The organism is Micromonospora sp. WMMD729 (assembly GCF_049315225.1).
Lineage (GTDB): Bacteria > Actinomycetota > Actinomycetes > Mycobacteriales > Micromonosporaceae > Micromonospora.
This window is the reverse complement of the sequence record NZ_CP186059.1, coordinates 3,255,543-3,271,336: the sequence shown is the minus strand read 5'-3', so window position 1 is coordinate 3,271,336 and position 15,794 is coordinate 3,255,543. Positions and strand designations below refer to the sequence as shown.

Sequence of the window (15,794 nt, the reverse complement as noted above, 5' to 3'; positions counted from 1 at the left end):
GGCGCTCCGCTCGGGAGCACCGACGCCGGTCGCCGTCGCGGGGCGGCCGGGGCCGGGACGTGGCCGGCGTGCGCCGGCCACCGGATGGATCAGCCGGGCCCGGGCGCGCCGGCGGGCGGCCCCGGCGGGGTCGGTCCGGGCGGGGTCGGGTCGGGCGCGGCCGGACCGGTTGCCGCCGGCGCCGTCGGGCGACGGCGACGCAGCAGCAGGAGTACGACCACCGCGGCGAGCACCAGCAGCAGGAGTACGCCGCCGACGACCAGCGGCCAGCCGAGACCGCCCGAGTCGGTGCCGGCGGCGGCCGGTGTGGTCGAGGGGCGGGCCGGCGCCTCGGCGACGGCGCGCAGCTCGAGGGGCTTGTCCTGGTTGGCGTCGACCTTCCAGGTGACCGATCGGCCGTTGACGGTGCCATTGGTGTCGATCACCCGTCCGGGAAAGGTCACCGAGATCTCGAACGACATCAGCTTGAGGAATGCCTGCTGCTGTTGCGGATTCTGCTGGGCGATTTTCCCGCCGTATTTGTTCGGGTCCAGCGGTAATGTGAAACGGTAGAAGTCGCCGTCGCGGACCAGCTTGAGGCTCTCGCTGTCGAAGCTCGCCAGCGACGCCTTGCGGTAATTGATCTGGGTGCCGAAGAGCTTGCCGTCCTCGTAGCTGGTCTCCTCGCCCGGAGGCAACGCCGGAATGTTCTGCCGCAGCTCGGCGAACGCGGCCGGGATGTTCTTGTTCCGGGAGCTCAGCAGGGACTTCTGGGCGGTAAGCAGCAACTGCCCGTCGACCGTGTCGTCCGCGTTCACGGTGAGCCCGATGTTGAGTTGCATGCAGCCGCTCAACACGGCGAGAAGAAGGAGACACACCGCGATGCGGAGTGCCCTGCCGCGGTTGACGCTCCTGTTCATGCGCTCAGTGTGTGTGATCCAATTCACCATCAGCAGTCAGCGATTGGTCACAAGGTAGTCGCCGATTGTACCGGCACTCTGTCGTTTCTGGCCGAGGTCGACAGCGGTCCCGAAGAATAGACTGGAGCTTTGCGCCCGCACCGGCCGGAGCGCCGCCGTTTCTCAGCCCTGCGGCGGTCGCCAGTCGGTGCACCACGTCATGCTCCGCAGCGCGGCGCTGCCCGGCGTGAGGCGCAGCGCGGCCGTGCGCGCCGCCAGGGCGAGGGGGTTGCGCAGTTGCTGGCCGTACCGGCCGGCGCGCAGGGAGGCGCGGGCGACGGCCTGGGTGCGCCCGCGACGTTGCTCGTCGTACGCGGTCAGGGCGGCGGGCAGTCCGGCCGCGCCGTCGGCGCAGACCACGCCGAGCACCACCGCGTCCTCGATGGCCTGGCAGGCGCCCTGCCCGAGGTTCGGCGTCATCGCGTGGGCGGCGTCGCCGAGCAGCGCCACCCGTCCCCGCACGTACGAGGGCAGCGGCGTGGCCAGGTGGTGGATGTCGTTGCGCAGCACCACCCCGGGCGGGGTCGCCGCCAGCAGGGCGGGGATGGGGTCGTGCCAGCCGCCGAAGTGCTCCCGTACGGCCGCCAACTCGTCCGGCGCGCGGCCGCCGGGCGGTGCGTTGCGGGCCGCGTACCAGTAGACGTGGTCCGCGCCGATCGGCACCATGCCGAACTCGGCACCCGGCCCCCAGGTGATCGCCGTGGGGAGCGGGTCGGGGAACGCGACGGCGGCCCGCCAGGTGGTCGAGCCGGCGTACACCGGCGCGGGGATGTCCGGCCAGAGTTGGGCGCGCAGTCGGCTGCGCAGGCCGTCGGCGCCGACCACCAGGTCGGCGTCGAGGCTCTGCGGGCCGTCGGCGCCGTGGTAGTGGACCGTGGCGTGATCGGTGTCGGACTCGACATGCTCGACCGTCGCCCCCGTCCGGAGCGACGACGCGGGCAGCGCCTCGCGCAGGACGCGGTGCAGGGTGGCCCGGTGCACGCCGAGCGCGGTGGTGCCGAGCTGCCGGACCATCTCGGCCGGGTCCACCCGGGACAGCCATTGTCCGCGCGGGTTCCGGATCCCGCCGGGGGCCTCGCCGTGGGCGCCGGACCGCAGGGTCGCTCCCAGGCCGAGGGCGTCCAGGGCGCGCAGCGAGTTGGCCATCAGGGTCAGCCCGGCCCCGACCTCGCGCAGTTCGGCGGCGCGTTCCAGCACGGTGACCCGCCAGCCGCGCCGGTGCAGGGCGAGCGCCGCGCTCAGCCCACCGATGCCGCCGCCGACCACCACCGCGTGCGGGTCGCTCATGTCGTCCGCCCTTCTACACCTGTAGAAGAGCGATACTACATCCGCACCTCGGGAAGGGAGGAGACCCCTGTGACGGCCCGCGCCCACCGGATCGCGCGCTTGACCGACGCGGCCATCGAGCTGATCGCCGACGGCGGCATGCGGGCGTTGACCCACCGGGCCGTGGACGCCCGCGCCGAGCTGCCGCCCGGCACCACCTCGGCGTACCTGCGCACCCGCCAGGCGCTGATCGAGGCGGTGGTGCAGCGCCTCGTCGAGCGGGACCGGGTCGACCTGGCCGCGTACGACCTGCCGACCGAGCCGCCCGCCCCGCAGCCCGGCCCCCGCCTCGGCAGCGACGACCTCGACCAGCTCGCCGCCGGGGTGGCCGAGGTGCTCGACCGCTGGCTGAGCGTCGGACGCAGCCGCACGCTGGCCCGCTACGCGTGCCTGCTGGAGGCGGTCCACCGCCCCGAACTGCGCGGCATCCTGCAACACGGCACCGGCATCCGGGCGCAGTCCCGCGACCTGCTCAGCCGCGCCGGCGCCAGCGACCCCGACCGGCAGGGCGACCGGTTCGTCGCGTACGTCGACGGGCTGCTCTTCGACCGTCTGGTCGGCGCGGGCGCGCTCACCGCACCGCCCCCCGGCACCCCGGCCAGCCGTGCCGACCTCGCGGACGCGGTCCGTACGCTGCTGCGCGCCCTGACCGGGAGCTGAGCGGGGGATCGTGCGGCGGGCGGCCCGGTCGGCGGGTCCGCCGCGCGATGGTGGACGATCGCGGGAAGGGCGAGCCGGCGGACGCCGGTTGTCGCTGACGGCCCGACAGGGCGTCGGTCAACCGGTGGGAGGTGGCGATGGCGTGGTTCGACGGCCCGCGGGTCGCCGGTCACCGGTTGCGGCAGGGGTGGCGGCCGGTGCTGGAGGCGACCGTCGCGGCGACCGTGGCCTGGCTGCTCGCCACCCGCCTGCTCGGGCACCCGCAGCCGTTCTTCGCGCCGGCCGCCGCGCTGATCGTCCTCGGTCAGGCCCGGGGGCAGCGCATCCGGCGGGCCGTCGAGGTCGTGCTCGGCGTGGCCGCCGGAGTGCTCGTCGCGGACCTGGTCGTGCAGGCGCTGGGCCCCGGCAGCACCTGGACGGTCTGCACCGTCATCCTGCTCACCGTCCTGCTCGCGGTGGCCTTCGGCGCCACCGGCGTCACCCTCGTGCAGGCCGCCGTCTCCGCGCTCTACCTGGTGGTGGTCGCCCCGCCGGACGGGTCGCTGGTGCCGTTCCGCTTCGTCGACGCGCTGGTCGGCGGCGCGGTGGCGCTCGCCGTCAGCCTGCTCGTCGACGCCCGGCACCCGCTCGCGCCGCTCGCCGCCGAGGTGCGGCGTACGTTCGACGAGCTGGCCGGTCTGCTGGGCGAGATCGCCGACGCGCTGGACGGTCGCGACGAGCCGGCGGCGGTGGCCGCGCTGACGCGGGCCAGGGGCATGGACGCGCGGGTCGACGGACTGCGCGACGGGGTGCTCGCCGCCGGCGAGGCGCTGCGGCTCAACGTGCGCCGACGGCGGCACATCGGCCGGCTGCGGTCGGTGGACGAGTCGGTCCGGCAGATCGACTACGTGGTCCGCAACGTCCGGGTGCTGGCCCGCGCGGGCGTGACGCTCAGTCGACTCGGTGCCTCCACCCCGTCCGAGTTGGGCGACGCGCTGCGCTGCCTGGTGGCGGCGGTTCGGGAGGCCGGCGCGGCCCTCGCCGCCGACCTGGACGGGCAGGAGGAGGTCGCCGACCGGCACGCCCTGCGGGCGGACGAGGCCGCGCTGGACGCCGTCCGTACCGCCGGACGACTCTTCGGCTCGACGCAGACCCTCCCACTGGCCATGATCATCGGTCAGGTCCGGGCGACGGCCATCGACCTGCTGCGGGGCGTGCACCCCGACGACGACGTCGCCGTCCTGGCCCGGGTGGACGCGGCCCTCGGCCTCCCCGCCGTCTGAGCGGCGATCACCCGGTGAGCCACCCGGTGGCCTTCGCGCGGACCGGGGCGGGGAGGTCGTGGCCGCCCGGGAACTCCTCGTAGGTGACGTCGTAGCCGATCCCGCGCAGGTGCGGCACGAAGCGGCGGCTGCACACGTCGATGGGCAGGACCCGGTCGTCCACCCCGTGCGAGACGAAGATCCGTGGCCGGCCGCGGATGACCGGCGGCGCGGCGAAGCCGGGGGAGAACGCCAGCACCGCGTCGACCAGGTCGCCGTTGGCCAGGCCCAGCGAGAGCGCGTACGACGCGCCGTCGGAGAACCCGCCGAGCGTCACCCCGCCCACCGGGTAGCCGTCGAACGCGCTGGCCAGCAACGCGTCGATGTGCCCGACGTCCACCCCGAGGCCACCGGCGATCAGGTCCCAACTGGTCGCCGATGACTGCGGGGCGATCAGCAGCAGCCGGTGCGTGTCCGCGACCGGCAGCAGCAGGTCCAGCCCGTGCCGGGCGGACCCACCCGCCCCGTGCAGCAGCACCACCAGCCGGTACGCCGCACCGTCGGCGGCCGGTTCCGGCACGTACGCCATCGCGGGACGGCCGCCGTCGCCACCGGGCAGCGGCACCAGACCGGTGGGCCCGGTCAGCACCGGCGGATGCGGGCGGGTGGTCAGCCGGCCGTCCCGGGAACCCTGCGCGGGCGCCCGGCTCGGCGGCGCGGGGTCGGACACGGGCCACCAGCTCCTCGTGGTCGACGAGAGGTGCGAGGCGGTTACCCGGCCTGGGGCCCGTTAACCGGCGGGCGCGCTCAGGCGCTGTCGCGGGCCACCAGGTCGGACGGGAAGAGCGTCACCGGCGCTCCCGGGCGACCGGCCAGCACGGCGGTGGCCGCCGCGGCGGCGATCCGGCCCACCGGGTGACTCGCGGTGGTGAGCGCCGGAGCGGTCATGCCGGCCAGCGGGATGTCGTCGAAGCCGGCCACCGCGACGTCGCCGGGCACCCGCACGCCGTCCTCGCGCAGCGCCGCGATCACCCCGAGGGCCGACTCGTCGCTGATCGCGTAGATCGCGTCGAGGTCCGGCCAGCGGCGCAGCGCCTCGCCGGCCGCCTCGCGGCCCCGCGCCGCCGTGAAGTCCCCCGGCACCACCCGCTCCGGCAGGCCGGCCTGGTGCATCAGGTCGCGGTACGCCCCGACCGGCCGCTGCGCGCACGGCAGCCAGCGCGGACCGGTCACCAGGGCGATCCGGCGGCGACCCGTCGCGTACAGGTGGCGCAGCACCGCGTCGGTGCCGGCGGCGTTGTCGACGTCGAACGACGGCACCGTGGCCGAGCCGATGCCGATCGAGGCGACCCGGCCGTGCAGTGCCCGGGGGACCGCCGCCAGCAGGTCCTCGGTGGTGTTGACCAGCACGACGCCGCAGACGCTGCGGTCGGCGGCGAGCTGGTCGAGCCCGTGCGGCTCGTCCAGCGGCAACCAGTGCAACGCCACCCCGACGCCGGCCGGCGCGCACACCCGGGCGGCCGAGCCGACCACCCGGTGGACGTAGGGGTCGTCCAGCACGGCGGCGCTGGACGACAGGGCGGCCACCACCAGCCGCACCCCACCACCGCGGACCAGCGCCCGGGCGGCCGGGTTCGGCACGTAACCGAGCTGGTCGGCGGCCGTCGCCACCCGGGCCCGGGCGTCCGGCGAGGCGAACCCCGTGCCGGCGATCACCCGTGAGGCGGTGGACCGGGACACTCCGGCGGCCCGGGCGACGTCCTCCAGAGTTGCCGGGCGCTGCGCCGCTGCCGTCATCGTTCCTCCCCGACGGCGTACGCCCGCCGCGGGCGTACGCCTGCCAGGAATCATCCCCCGACCTGCGCGCTCCCGGTAAGGGGCACCGGCCCGCTTGTGGTGGTAGCGCTCTCAGGTGTGCGATCGTGCCAGGAGATCACCCCTAGGAAGAGGAACCCCCCTTGAGTGCCCCCACCAGTCCCGCCGTCGCCCCGGACACCACCGTGTCGGCGCGGGCCGTCCGGCTCGCCCGCAACGGCGTCGCCCTCACCTTCACCCTGAACGGCCTCGCCGTCGGTAGCTGGTTCTCCCGGGTGCCGGCTGTCCGGGAGGCGCTGGACCTGTCCGCCGGCCGCCTCGGGCTGCTGTTGCTGGCGCTGAGCGTCGGCGCGTTGCTCGCCATGCCGACGTCCGGGCTGCTCGCCCAGCGTCTCGGCTCGGCCCGCACGGTGACCCTCGCCACCGTGCTGGTGGCGGTGGGCCTGGTCGTGGCCGGGTTGGGCGCGACGGTCGCCGGGTCGGTCGTCGTCGTCGCGTTGGGGATGGTCGCCTTCGGCTACGGCTCCGGGGCCTGTGACGTGGCGATGAACGTCGAGGGCGCGGCGGTGGAGCGTCGGTTGGGGCGTACCGTCATGCCCCGGTTCCACGCGGCCTGGAGTCTCGGGTCGGTGGCCGGCGCGGGCGTCGGCGCCGGGGCGGCCCGCCTGGACGTGCCGGTCGGCGCGCACCTCGCCGTGGTGGCCGTGGTGGTCCTGGTCGGCACCTTCCTCGCGTCCCGGGCGTACCTGCCGCAGCCGGTCGGGGACGCGGCCGACGGGCCGACGGACACCAGCCCGGCCGCCCGTCGACGGGCTCAGCTCGCCGCCTGGCGCGAGCCCCGCACCCTGCTGATCGGGCTGTTCGTGCTGGTGGCGGCCTTCGCCGAGGGCAGCGCCAACGACTGGCTGGCGGTCGCGTTCGTGGACGGCCGGGACCTGAGCGAGGCGGCCGGGGCGGCGGTCTTCGGCGTGTTCGTCGTCGGCATGACGCTCGGCCGGACCGCCGGCACGGTCGCGTTGGACCGTTGGGGGAGGGTGCCGGTGCTCAGCGGCACCATCCTGCTCGCCGCCGCCGGCGCGACGCTGGCCGTGCTGGCCGGCTCGGGACCGGTGGCCATCGTCGGCGTCGCGCTGTGGGGGATCGGCGCGTCACTCGGCTTCCCCGTCGGCATGAGCGCGGCGGCCGACGAGGAGGCGCACGCGGCGGTACGGGTCAGCGTCGTCGCGGTGATCGGCTACACGGCGTTCCTGGGTGGCCCGCCGTTGCTGGGGCTGCTCGGCGACCACGTCGGCGTCCTGCGGGCGCTGCTGGTGGTGCCGCTGCTGCTCCTGCCGACGCTGGCCCTGGTGCCGGCGCTGCGCCCGCCGCGCGCCGCCGAGCAGGCTCCGGCAACACCACAAAACTAACCCGGATCGGGGCGTACCGGTATCGGGCGCGCGGCCGAGTGCGCCGCGCGCCCGAGCTGGCTACGGTCGCCCGATGCCAACCGACGAGATCACCGCCGCCGCGGCGGGCAGCTGGACCCTGGGCGACCGCCCGGTGCGCCGGATGGGCTTCGGCTCGATGCGGATCACCGCGAACCCTGACAGCGAGCGCGCGGTGGCCCTGCTGCGCCGCGCGGTGGAGCTGGGCGTCAACCACATCGACACCGCCGCGTTCTACGTCTCGCCCGGCGGAACCCTGCGGGTGGGCACCGGTCCCGCCCGGTACGCCACCGAGCTGATCCGGGCGGCCCTCGCCCCGTACCCCGAGGATCTGGTGATCGCCACCAAGGTCGGCTTCGGCTACGACCCGGTGGCCGGGTTCGGCGAGGCGGTCACTCCCGCGCAGCTCCGCGCGCAGGTCGAGGAGAACCTGCGTCGTCTCGGCCGCGAGCAGCTCGACGTGGTGAACCTGCGGCTCGGCCGAGGGCCGGGTCCGGCGCCGCTGGCCGAACGGTTCGGCGCCCTGGCCGAGCTGCGCGACGCCGGCCTGATCCGGCACCTCGGGCTGTCCAACGCGCGGCCCGAGCAACTGGACGAGGTGGCCGGCATCGCGCCCGTGGTCTGCGTGCAGAACAACTACGGGGTGGACGCCTACCGGGAGCAGGACGCCTTCGTCCGGGCCTGCGGTGAGCGGGGGATCGCCTACGTGCCGTTCTTCGCGCTGGCCGGAACGGGCCGGGAGAAGGGCGCGACCGCCGCGCCGGGCGCGGCCGTCGAGGCGGTCGCCCGCGAGCACGGCGTCACGCCCCAGCAGGTACGCCTGGCCTGGACCCTGCACCAGGGCCCCCACGTCCTCGCCATCCCCGGCACCGGCGACCCGGCACACCTCGAGGAGAACATCGCCGCCGCCGCCCTCCACCTGACACCCGACGACCTGACCCGCCTGGGCTGACCGACCTTGGCTCCGGTGATCATGAAGTTATTGCCGTCGATGCCGGCGTGTCGTGTCCATAACTTCATGATCACCGGAGCCAGACGCGGAGCGGGCCCGCCGGGACGAAGCCGGCCCGCAGGGGCGGGGGGAGGTCCGGCGCGGACTCGTAGCCGACCAGGGGCACGCCGGGGCGGGTGGCGACGACCGCCCGCCAGATCTCGTCCAGGTCGGCGGTGTGCGCGAACACGTTGGAGACGCCGCACGGATCGTCGCCGCTGAGCACCGCACCGCCGACGACCGTGCCGTCCGGGTCGTGGCGGGCCAGCACCGCGACGCGTGGATCGGTCAGCAGCGCTGGTCGGAACAGGCTCCCACCGCCGTGCGCGCTCGCCCAGGCCGCCAGCTCGTACCCGGTGGTGACGCGGGTGAGCGGCGGGCCGGGCGGCGGATCGGCCGGTGGGCGGTGGATCCACTGCGCGTCGAAGAGCACCCGGAACCCGTACGGCGTCAGGTCGAGGTCGGCGAAGCTGTCCTTCACCGACGCGCCCGCCCCGGCGTCGATCCGCGCCAGCAGCGCTGCCGGGTCGACGTCGGGGCGCAGGGTGACCGCGTCCGGATACCACTGTGGGGAGCGGCGGGGCACCGACCACGCGTCGGCGTCGATCCGGCCGGTGAGTCCGTGGCTGGCGCACATGGCGGCGCACCAGCGCGCGTTGTCGCGGGCCGCCGCCTTCCGCACGTCGTCCGGCACGTCCGGCAGCCTAATCCGTGAGGATGACGAGTTGCCGGGTGGCGCGGGTCATCGCCACGTACCTGTCGACGGCCCCCTGGACGCCCGCGCCGAACGAGTGCGGGTTGACGAGGACGACCAGGTCGAATTCGAGCCCCTTGGCCAGCTCCGGGGTCGACGACCGGACCCGGTCCGTGGACGTGAACGTCGGGTCGCCGATGACGCAGGCGATCCCCTCGGCGTGCTCGGCGAGCCAACCGTCCACGATGGCGTCCCGGTCGGCCACCGACGCGTGGATGACGGGGATCCCGTTGCCGCGGATCGAGGTCGGCACGTTCGCGTCCGGGAGTACGGCCCGGATGACCGGTTCGGCCTGCGCCATGACCTCCCGGGGCGTCCGGTAGTTGATGGTCAGCGAGGTCAGGGTCACCCCGTCGAGGCCGACGCGGGCGAGGCGTTCCGCCCACGACCCGGTGAACCCGTGCCGGGCCTGGGCCCGGTCTCCGACGATGGTGAAGCTGCGCGACGGGCACCGCGACAGCAGCATCTGCCACTGCGCGTCGGTCAGCTCCTGCGCCTCGTCCACCACGATGTGCGCGAACGGACCGGCCAGCAGATCCGCGGCGACGCCGGGCAGGACGGCCTCGTCGACAAGCGCGTCCTGCAGGTCCAGTTGACGCAGGCTCGACAGCACGCCCTCGCCGTCGTCGTAGGTGTGCGCCTCGATCAGCTCGTCGACGACCGTCGCCATGCGCGCGCGCTCGGCCGCGAGGGTGGCCGCGCGACGGCGGGTACGACCGGACGCCTCCGCGTCGCCGAGCCGCTGTCGTGCCGCGTCCAGCAGCGGCAGGTCGGACACCGTCCACGCGCGGGCGTCGGCGCGCTGGAGCCGGCGGACGTCGTCGGGGCCGAGCCAGGGGGCGCACCGGCGCAGATAGGCGGGCACCGACCACAGGTCCGCCACGATGTCGGCCGCGTCGAGCAGCGGCCAGGCCCGGTTGACCGTGGTACGGAGTTCCGGGTCGCGCCGCAGCGCCGCGCGCACCAGGTCCTCGGGCTCGTCGCCGTCGTACCTGCCGAGCAGGATGGTCAGCAGTTCGTCCCAGATCTCGTCGCGGGCCTCGTTGTGCGGGGTTCCCGGTCCGGGCGCCTCGAACGCCTGGGCCCAGTCGTCGGCGCTCAGCCGCAGGTCGGTGTCGCCGGCCGGTACGGTCAGCGCCGTCGTCGGCGGTTCCTCGTAGAAGCGCACGGCCGCGTCGACCGCCCGTACCAGCTCGGCCGAGGACTTGAGGCGGTCCACCTCCGGGTCGGTCTCGACGGTCGCCGTGGCGCCCTCGGGTACCAGGTCCCGCAGGGTGCAGGTCTGCACGTCCTCCTCGCCGAGGCTGGGCAGGACATCGGCGACGTACGCCAGGTAGGGCTGGTGCGGCCCGACGAACAGCACGCCGCCGCGCCCCTGCCGCAGGCGCGGGTCGGAGTAGAGCAGGTACGCGGTGCGGTGCAGGGCGACGACGGTCTTGCCGGTGCCGGGACCACCGTCGACGACGAGCGCGCCGCGTGATCCGGCCCGGATGATGGCGTCCTGGTCGGCCTGGATGGTGCCGAGCACGTCACGCATCCGGGCCGACCGGTTGCCGCCGAGGCTGGCGATGAACGCCGACTGGTCGTCCAGCGCGGCGTGCCCCTCGAACCCGTCGGGGGTGAACACCTCGTCCCAGTAGTCGCTGATCCGGCCGAGGGTCCAGCGGTACCGGCGTCGGCTCGCCAGGCCCATCGGGTCGGCGTGGGTCGCCCCGAAGAACGGCGCGGCGGCCGGTGAGCGCCAGTCGAGCAGCAGCCGCCGGCCCTCACCGTCGCTGAGGCCGAACCGTCCGATGTAGACGGGCTCGGGGTCGTCCGCGGGCACGATGCGGCCGAGGCACAGGTCCAGACCGAATCGCCGCAGCGCACGCAGGCGGGCGGTCAGCCGCCGGACCTCCTCGTCCCGGACGACCGCCTGCCGACCCTTGCCGGCGGGTGCCCGGCGCTCGGCGTCGAGGCGGTCGGACAGGTCGACGATCGACCGCTCAAGGCTCGCCGCGATCGCGGCGAAGTGCTGCTCGTCCCGGGCGATGAGCGCCGGGTCGGCCTTGGCGGCCAGGTTCTCGGGAAGGTCGAACACGCTGGCCGCCGCCGACGACACGTTCATACTCAGGGCTCCCGTTTCCGCAGGTCATGGCCGTGGACGGGCCATTCTGCGGCACGGCGGGGGCCTTGCCGCAAGTCCCCCCATGCGGTATATGTTGGATATGGCGGGAGGTGCTGTTCCCCGTCGTCAGGGCTTCCGTTCGGCGTAGACAAGATCCATCGTGTCGGTGCGCCCGGCCCAGCTCAGGTCGAGATGCCAGCAGCCCGCTCGGGGCATGTCGATGATCGACGGCCCCGGCCCTCCGGCGACCTCGTGGGTCACTCTCGTGTCGGTGCCGTCCAGCGTGGCGGTGATCTTCAACGTGGTCGACGCGTCCGCGGCCGGCGAGGCCGTCGCGGGTCGGGCCACCCAGAGGATCTTGTTGCTCGACCCGTCCGGCCGGACCTGCGCCAGCGGATGGCCGAACAGCACCGCCACGATCTCGCCCCCTGCGCCGAAGACGTGCGGCATGCGGGTGTCCCCGTGGAACCCCTCGTCCGCCCAGTCGGGCAGCGACCCCGTCTCGACGTGCCCCGCGCAGCCGGTCGGTGTGGTGGAATCCCGGTCCGCCGCAGGAGCGGCCGGCCCCGCGACCGTGCAACCCGCCAGCAGCAGGACCGTCCCCAGCAGAAGCCTGCCCCAGGTGACCATGGCGTTACCTCTCGACGACGTGTGCCCCACACCAGGAAGACACCACCTCGGTCGAACGGGTTCCTCGCCCCGCGCACCGCGGCTCTGTCGGGGCCGATTCCGGCCGTGTCCCGAACTGTTCCGCCCACCGGTTGGACAGCGACCGACCGGGGTTGCGCACGAATTCCGCGACCCGGACCATGAAAAGAATGGTTGGCGGGGGGCCTGACGGAGCCCGCGACGCGGCGGAGTTCGTAGGTCTGCTCCGTCGGTTGAAGGAAGACTCGGGCTGCACCTACCGGCAGTTGGAGCAGCGAGCGGCCCGGCGCGGAGTGGTGCTGGCCCGCAGCACCATCGCCGACACCCTGCGCCGCGACGCACTGCCCCGGCCGGACACGTTGATCGCCTTCGTCCGTGCCTGCGCGCCGGGCCAGGACGTCCGTGCCTGGCTGGCGGCCCGCAACCGGCTGGCCATGGCGTCCGCCGCGACCGCCGACCTGGACAGCGGCAGTGTGCGGGCGCCGGTGCCGCGACAGTTGCCCGCCCCGCCCGCACTGTTCACCGGCCGAACCGACGAGTTGCGCTTCCTCGACGCCACCATCGGCCAACCGCACCCGTCGAGCCGGACGGTCCTGATCTCCGCCGTCGGCGGTGCGGGCGGGATCGGCAAGACGTCGCTGGTGTTGCAGTGGGCCCACACCAACGCCGACCAGTTCCCGGACGGGCAGCTGTACGCCGACCTTCGCGGGTTCGGGCCGGACCCCACACCGGTGCCGGCCACCGTGACGCTGCGGGGCTTCCTCCAGGCCCTGGGCGTGCCGCCCGGCTCCGTACCGGACCCGGTGGACGCACAGGCGGCGTTGTTCCGCAGTCTGGTCGCGAAACGCCGCATGCTCGTCCTGCTCGACAACGTCCGCGACACCGATCACGTCATCCCGCTGTTGCCCGGCAGCCCGACCTGCACGGTCCTCATCACCAGCCGGCACCAGCTCCGCGGCCTGGCCGTCACCCACGGCGCGAGGACACTCACCCTGGACAAGCTGTCCGAGACCGAGGCGCGGGACCTGCTCGGCGCCCACCTCGGCCCAGGCCGGGTGGACCAGCACCGCCAGGCCCTCGACGCGCTGGTGCGGCACTGCGGCGGCCTGCCGTTGGCGCTGGCGATCGTGGCGTCCCGGGCCGCCACCTATCCCGACCACCCGCTCGACGGTGTGGTCCGTGACCTGCACGACAGCAGCGTCCGCCTCGACGCCCTGACCACCGGAGAGCTGCGGGCCGACCTCCGCGCGGTCTTCTCCTGGTCGTACCGGGCACTGAGCCCGCCGGCCGGCGCGTTGTTCGACCTCCTCGGTCTGGTTCCGGCGGTCGACATCAGCCTGCCCGCCCTGGCGAGCCTGGCCGCCACCTCCACCCAGCGGGCACAGGAGCTGGCGCGGGAGTTGGAGGACACGGCGCTGCTCCGGCAGCACGCGCCCGGCCGCTTCCGGATGCACGACCTGGTCCACCTCTACAGCGCACAGCGGGGCCGGGCCCGACCCGGTGGCGAGGACCAGGAGGCGGTACGCCGGCTGGTCGACTTCTACCTGCACACCGCCTGCGCCGCCGACCGGCTCCTCGATCCGCGCCGCCATCCACTCGTCCTCGGCCCACCGTCGCCCGGCTGCACGCCGGTGGCGCTGACGGACGCGAGCGCGGCCATGTCCTGGTTCGACGCCGAACACGAACGCGTGCGCGAGAGTCAGCGCCTGGCCATGGAACGGCAGTGGTTTGCACAGGTGTGGCAACTGGCCCGGACGTTGGTGACCTTCCACGCCCGCCGTCGACAGGTCACCGACCAACTCGCGGTGTGGCGCATGGGCCTGACCGCCACCGAGCAGAGCGACAACATCTCGGCGAGTGCCATGGCACACCGATATCTGGGCCAGGCCCACAGCCAGAACGGCCAGTACGACGAGGGCGTACGTCACCTGCGCCTGGCCGTGGACCGCGCGCGCGAGGCCGGCGACGCCGCCGAACTGGCCCGGGGCCACTACGCGCTGAGCGTCAGCGCGGACCGCGCCGGAGACCCCCGGCAGGCGCTGGTCCACGCCCGTGAGGCGTTGACCGAGTTCCAGGATCTCGCCGACATGGTCGAGGTGGCGCGGGTCCTCAACGCGATCGGCTGGGAGTGCGCCCAGTTGGGACGCTACGAGGAGGCCCAGGACAGTTGTTCGCAGGCCCTGACGCTGTTCCGGGAGCACGGGCACCCCGACGGCGAAGCGGACACCCTGCACAGCCTCGGTCTGCTCGCCGGCAACACCGGCCAGCAGCACTCGGCGTTGGCCTACTACCGGCAGGCGCTCGCGGTCTACCACGACGTCGGCAACACCCGGGGCGAGGCGGACTGCCTGGAGAGCCTGGGGGAACTGCACGAGAGCCTCGGGCAGCACGGCGACGCCCACGACGCCTGGCAGCGCCTGGTCGTCCTGCTGCGCGTGCAGGGGCGCGAGGCCGAAGCCGTCCAGGTCGAGCAGCGGATCGGCCTGCTGCCGCACTGAGAGCCCGGAAGGGCCACGGTGGTCAGGGAAGCGACCGGGCGATCTCGAGCGCCTCGGCCATGTCGCGGGCACCCTCCAGCCGGTAGGTCACGCCGGCCTGCTCCCAGATCAGGGTCGACGCGGCGAGTCGGGCGGTCTCCCGGCGGATCTGGCCCGACCGGTCGACGTAGGACAGCACGTGCGGACCGTCCACCCAGACGGCGAAGTCGCCCTCGACCTGCGTCCACTCCACTCCCGGCCGGCTGGTCCGCTTGTGAAAGGCCAGGTCGAGGCGACCGTCGAACGCGTCGAGGCGGACGCCGCGACCCTGGTAGAGCAGCGTCGCGACCCGGTAGGCGCCGGTGCCGTCGGGGTCGGCGACCGACACCCGCTCCGGTGGGCCGAGCGCGGCCGGCACCCGGACCGGGAAACGTACCGCCCGGCGCGCCTCGTCGAGCCCCACCATTCGCAGCGACGGCAGGGGTGACGGCTCGTCCTGCGGCGACGACGGCGTGGACGACGTGACGATGCCGACGCCGGCGAAGCGCAGCACCTCGCCGACCGCGTCGGCGACGGCGGCACGCGTCGGCGGCAGCGCCGCGACCAGCAGGGCCGCCAGCGCCGCCGCGGCCAGGGAGCGCCACCGTCGCCATCCGGGTACGCGCCCGACGAGCCGGTCGTGCACCCGTGCGGTGACGTCCGGCGCGGCGGGCGTCTCCAACCACCCGCCCAACTCCCGCAGCTCCGCCTCGAGGTCATCCATGGTGCACCGCCTCGTCGGCGAGCAGGGCCCGCAGCTTCGCCAGTGCCCGTGAGGTACGCGACTTCACCGTGCCCCGGGGCCAGCCCAGCATGACGCCCGTCTCCTGCTCGCCGAGATCGAGGAAGAACCGACAGACGATCACCTCGCGGTCACGTACCGGCAGTTGCCGCAGGGCCGCCACCAACGCGGCCCGACGTTCGCCGGCCAGGACCGCGCCGACGGCGTCATCCTCGGCGATCTCGGGTGGGGGGTTCGCCGCCGCGCGCAGGACCAGGCCGTCGCGGCGCGTGCGGGACCGGTGCAGGTTCCGGGTCTCGTTGGCGACGATCGCGAGCAACCAGGAGCGGAAGGACGACTCGCCCCGGTAGCGGGACAGCTTGCGATAGCCCTTCACGAACGCCTCCTGGACGACGTCCTCGGAGTCCGATCCCGCGCCGAGCAGCACCGCCGTCCGGTACGCGGACGCGGTGTGCCGGGCGACCAGGAGGTCGTACGCCTCCAGGTCGCCGGCTCGGGCGCGGGTGACGAGCACGTCGTCGTCCAGGGGAACCTCCGGTCGGACTCGCACTGATGACACCACCCGCGCGCGTCGGGTTCCGCCCCGCAGGAGTCAGATTTCTCGCACCCGGCGTGCAGCGTATTGCCAGGAA

At 74.3% G+C, this 15,794-nt stretch carries 14 protein-coding genes; 5 read left to right on the top strand and 9 right to left on the bottom strand.

Annotated elements, in window-relative coordinates; all coding sequences use genetic code 11:
* Positions 1-89: 89 nt before the first annotated feature.
* Together ACN263_RS15135 and ACN263_RS15130 are read right to left on the bottom strand one after the other, a co-directional pair.
* Positions 90-899, bottom strand: a complete 810-nt coding sequence (locus tag ACN263_RS15135; RefSeq protein ID WP_422740452.1) for an LppM family (lipo)protein — start codon at positions 897-899, stop codon at positions 90-92.
* A 162-nt stretch (positions 900-1,061) separates the two neighbouring features.
* On the bottom strand, positions 1,062-2,225 hold the full coding sequence (locus tag ACN263_RS15130; protein WP_422740451.1) for an FAD-dependent oxidoreductase: 1,164 nt from the start codon (positions 2,223-2,225) through the stop codon (positions 1,062-1,064).
* Between the two features lie 69 nt (positions 2,226-2,294).
* Here ACN263_RS15130 and ACN263_RS15125 point away from each other — a divergent pair, with 69 nt between their 5' ends.
* Together ACN263_RS15125 and ACN263_RS15120 are read left to right on the top strand one after the other, a co-directional pair.
* The gene (locus tag ACN263_RS15125) at positions 2,295-2,924 is read left to right on the top strand and encodes a TetR/AcrR family transcriptional regulator (RefSeq protein ID WP_422740450.1); all 630 of its coding nucleotides are present in this window, start codon (positions 2,295-2,297) and stop codon (positions 2,922-2,924) included.
* Between the two features lie 137 nt (positions 2,925-3,061).
* Complete coding sequence (locus ACN263_RS15120) at positions 3,062-4,186, top strand: FUSC family protein (protein ID WP_422740449.1); 1,125 nt, start codon at positions 3,062-3,064, stop codon at positions 4,184-4,186.
* Positions 4,187-4,193: 7 nt separating this feature from the next.
* Here ACN263_RS15120 and ACN263_RS15115 read toward each other — a convergent pair whose 3' ends face one another.
* Together ACN263_RS15115 and ACN263_RS15110 are read right to left on the bottom strand one after the other, a co-directional pair.
* Positions 4,194-4,895 (bottom strand): alpha/beta hydrolase, encoded by a 702-nt coding sequence (locus tag ACN263_RS15115; protein ID WP_422740448.1) that lies wholly within the window; start codon positions 4,893-4,895, stop codon positions 4,194-4,196.
* 77 nt (positions 4,896-4,972) lie between these two features.
* Positions 4,973-5,962 (bottom strand): LacI family DNA-binding transcriptional regulator, encoded by a 990-nt coding sequence (locus ACN263_RS15110; RefSeq protein WP_422740447.1) that lies wholly within the window; start codon positions 5,960-5,962, stop codon positions 4,973-4,975.
* A gap of 161 nt (positions 5,963-6,123) precedes the next feature.
* Between ACN263_RS15110 and ACN263_RS15105 the strand changes: the two genes are divergently transcribed.
* The gene (locus ACN263_RS15105) at positions 6,124-7,386 is read left to right on the top strand and encodes an MFS transporter (protein ID WP_422740446.1); all 1,263 of its coding nucleotides are present in this window, start codon (positions 6,124-6,126) and stop codon (positions 7,384-7,386) included.
* Positions 7,387-7,459: 73 nt separating this feature from the next.
* Entirely contained in the window at positions 7,460-8,356 is an 897-nt protein-coding gene (locus tag ACN263_RS15100) for an aldo/keto reductase (protein WP_422740445.1), read from the top strand.
* A 70-nt stretch (positions 8,357-8,426) separates the two neighbouring features.
* On the opposite strand, the gene ACN263_RS15095 is transcribed toward ACN263_RS15100, so the two are convergent.
* The 3 genes from ACN263_RS15095 to ACN263_RS15085 all read right to left on the bottom strand — a co-directional run bounded on the left by ACN263_RS15095 (position 8,427) and on the right by ACN263_RS15085 (position 11,886).
* Positions 8,427-9,089 (bottom strand): hypothetical protein, encoded by a 663-nt coding sequence (locus tag ACN263_RS15095; protein ID WP_422740444.1) that lies wholly within the window; start codon positions 9,087-9,089, stop codon positions 8,427-8,429.
* A 10-nt stretch (positions 9,090-9,099) separates the two neighbouring features.
* On the bottom strand, positions 9,100-11,256 hold the full coding sequence (gene helR, locus ACN263_RS15090; RefSeq protein WP_422740443.1) for an RNA polymerase recycling motor ATPase HelR: 2,157 nt from the start codon (positions 11,254-11,256) through the stop codon (positions 9,100-9,102).
* Positions 11,257-11,382: 126 nt separating this feature from the next.
* Positions 11,383-11,886 carry a hypothetical protein gene (locus tag ACN263_RS15085; protein WP_422740442.1) on the bottom strand — a complete coding sequence of 168 codons (504 nt, stop codon included), beginning with the start codon at positions 11,884-11,886 and terminating at the stop codon, positions 11,383-11,385.
* A gap of 251 nt (positions 11,887-12,137) precedes the next feature.
* Between ACN263_RS15085 and ACN263_RS15080 the strand changes: the two genes are divergently transcribed.
* Positions 12,138-14,402: an ATP-binding protein gene (locus ACN263_RS15080; protein WP_422740441.1), complete on the top strand. Its 2,265-nt coding sequence runs from the start codon at positions 12,138-12,140 to the stop codon at positions 14,400-14,402.
* A 22-nt stretch (positions 14,403-14,424) separates the two neighbouring features.
* Here ACN263_RS15080 and ACN263_RS15075 read toward each other — a convergent pair whose 3' ends face one another.
* Entirely contained in the window at positions 14,425-15,144 is a 720-nt protein-coding gene (locus ACN263_RS15075; RefSeq protein WP_422740440.1) for a hypothetical protein, read from the bottom strand.
* Entirely contained in the window at positions 15,137-15,712 is a 576-nt protein-coding gene (locus ACN263_RS15070) for an RNA polymerase sigma factor (protein WP_422740439.1), read from the bottom strand. Before ACN263_RS15070 ends, ACN263_RS15075 begins: the two co-directional genes overlap by 8 nt.
* Positions 15,713-15,794: the final 82 nt, after the last annotated feature.

Coding starts and splice junctions, on each gene's coding strand:
- ACN263_RS15135 (WP_422740452.1), bottom strand. CDS start 899: ATGAACAGGAGCGTCAACCGCGGCAGGGCACTCCGCATCGCGGTGTGT.
- ACN263_RS15130 (WP_422740451.1), bottom strand. CDS start 2,225: ATGAGCGACCCGCACGCGGTGGTGGTCGGCGGCGGCATCGGTGGGCTG.
- ACN263_RS15120 (WP_422740449.1), top strand. CDS start 3,062: ATGGCGTGGTTCGACGGCCCGCGGGTCGCCGGTCACCGGTTGCGGCAG.
- ACN263_RS15110 (WP_422740447.1), bottom strand. CDS start 5,962: ATGACGGCAGCGGCGCAGCGCCCGGCAACTCTGGAGGACGTCGCCCGG.
- ACN263_RS15100 (WP_422740445.1), top strand. CDS start 7,460: ATGCCAACCGACGAGATCACCGCCGCCGCGGCGGGCAGCTGGACCCTG.
- helR (WP_422740443.1), bottom strand. CDS start 11,256: ATGAACGTGTCGTCGGCGGCGGCCAGCGTGTTCGACCTTCCCGAGAAC.
- ACN263_RS15085 (WP_422740442.1), bottom strand. CDS start 11,886: ATGGTCACCTGGGGCAGGCTTCTGCTGGGGACGGTCCTGCTGCTGGCG.
- ACN263_RS15075 (WP_422740440.1), bottom strand. CDS start 15,144: ATGGATGACCTCGAGGCGGAGCTGCGGGAGTTGGGCGGGTGGTTGGAG.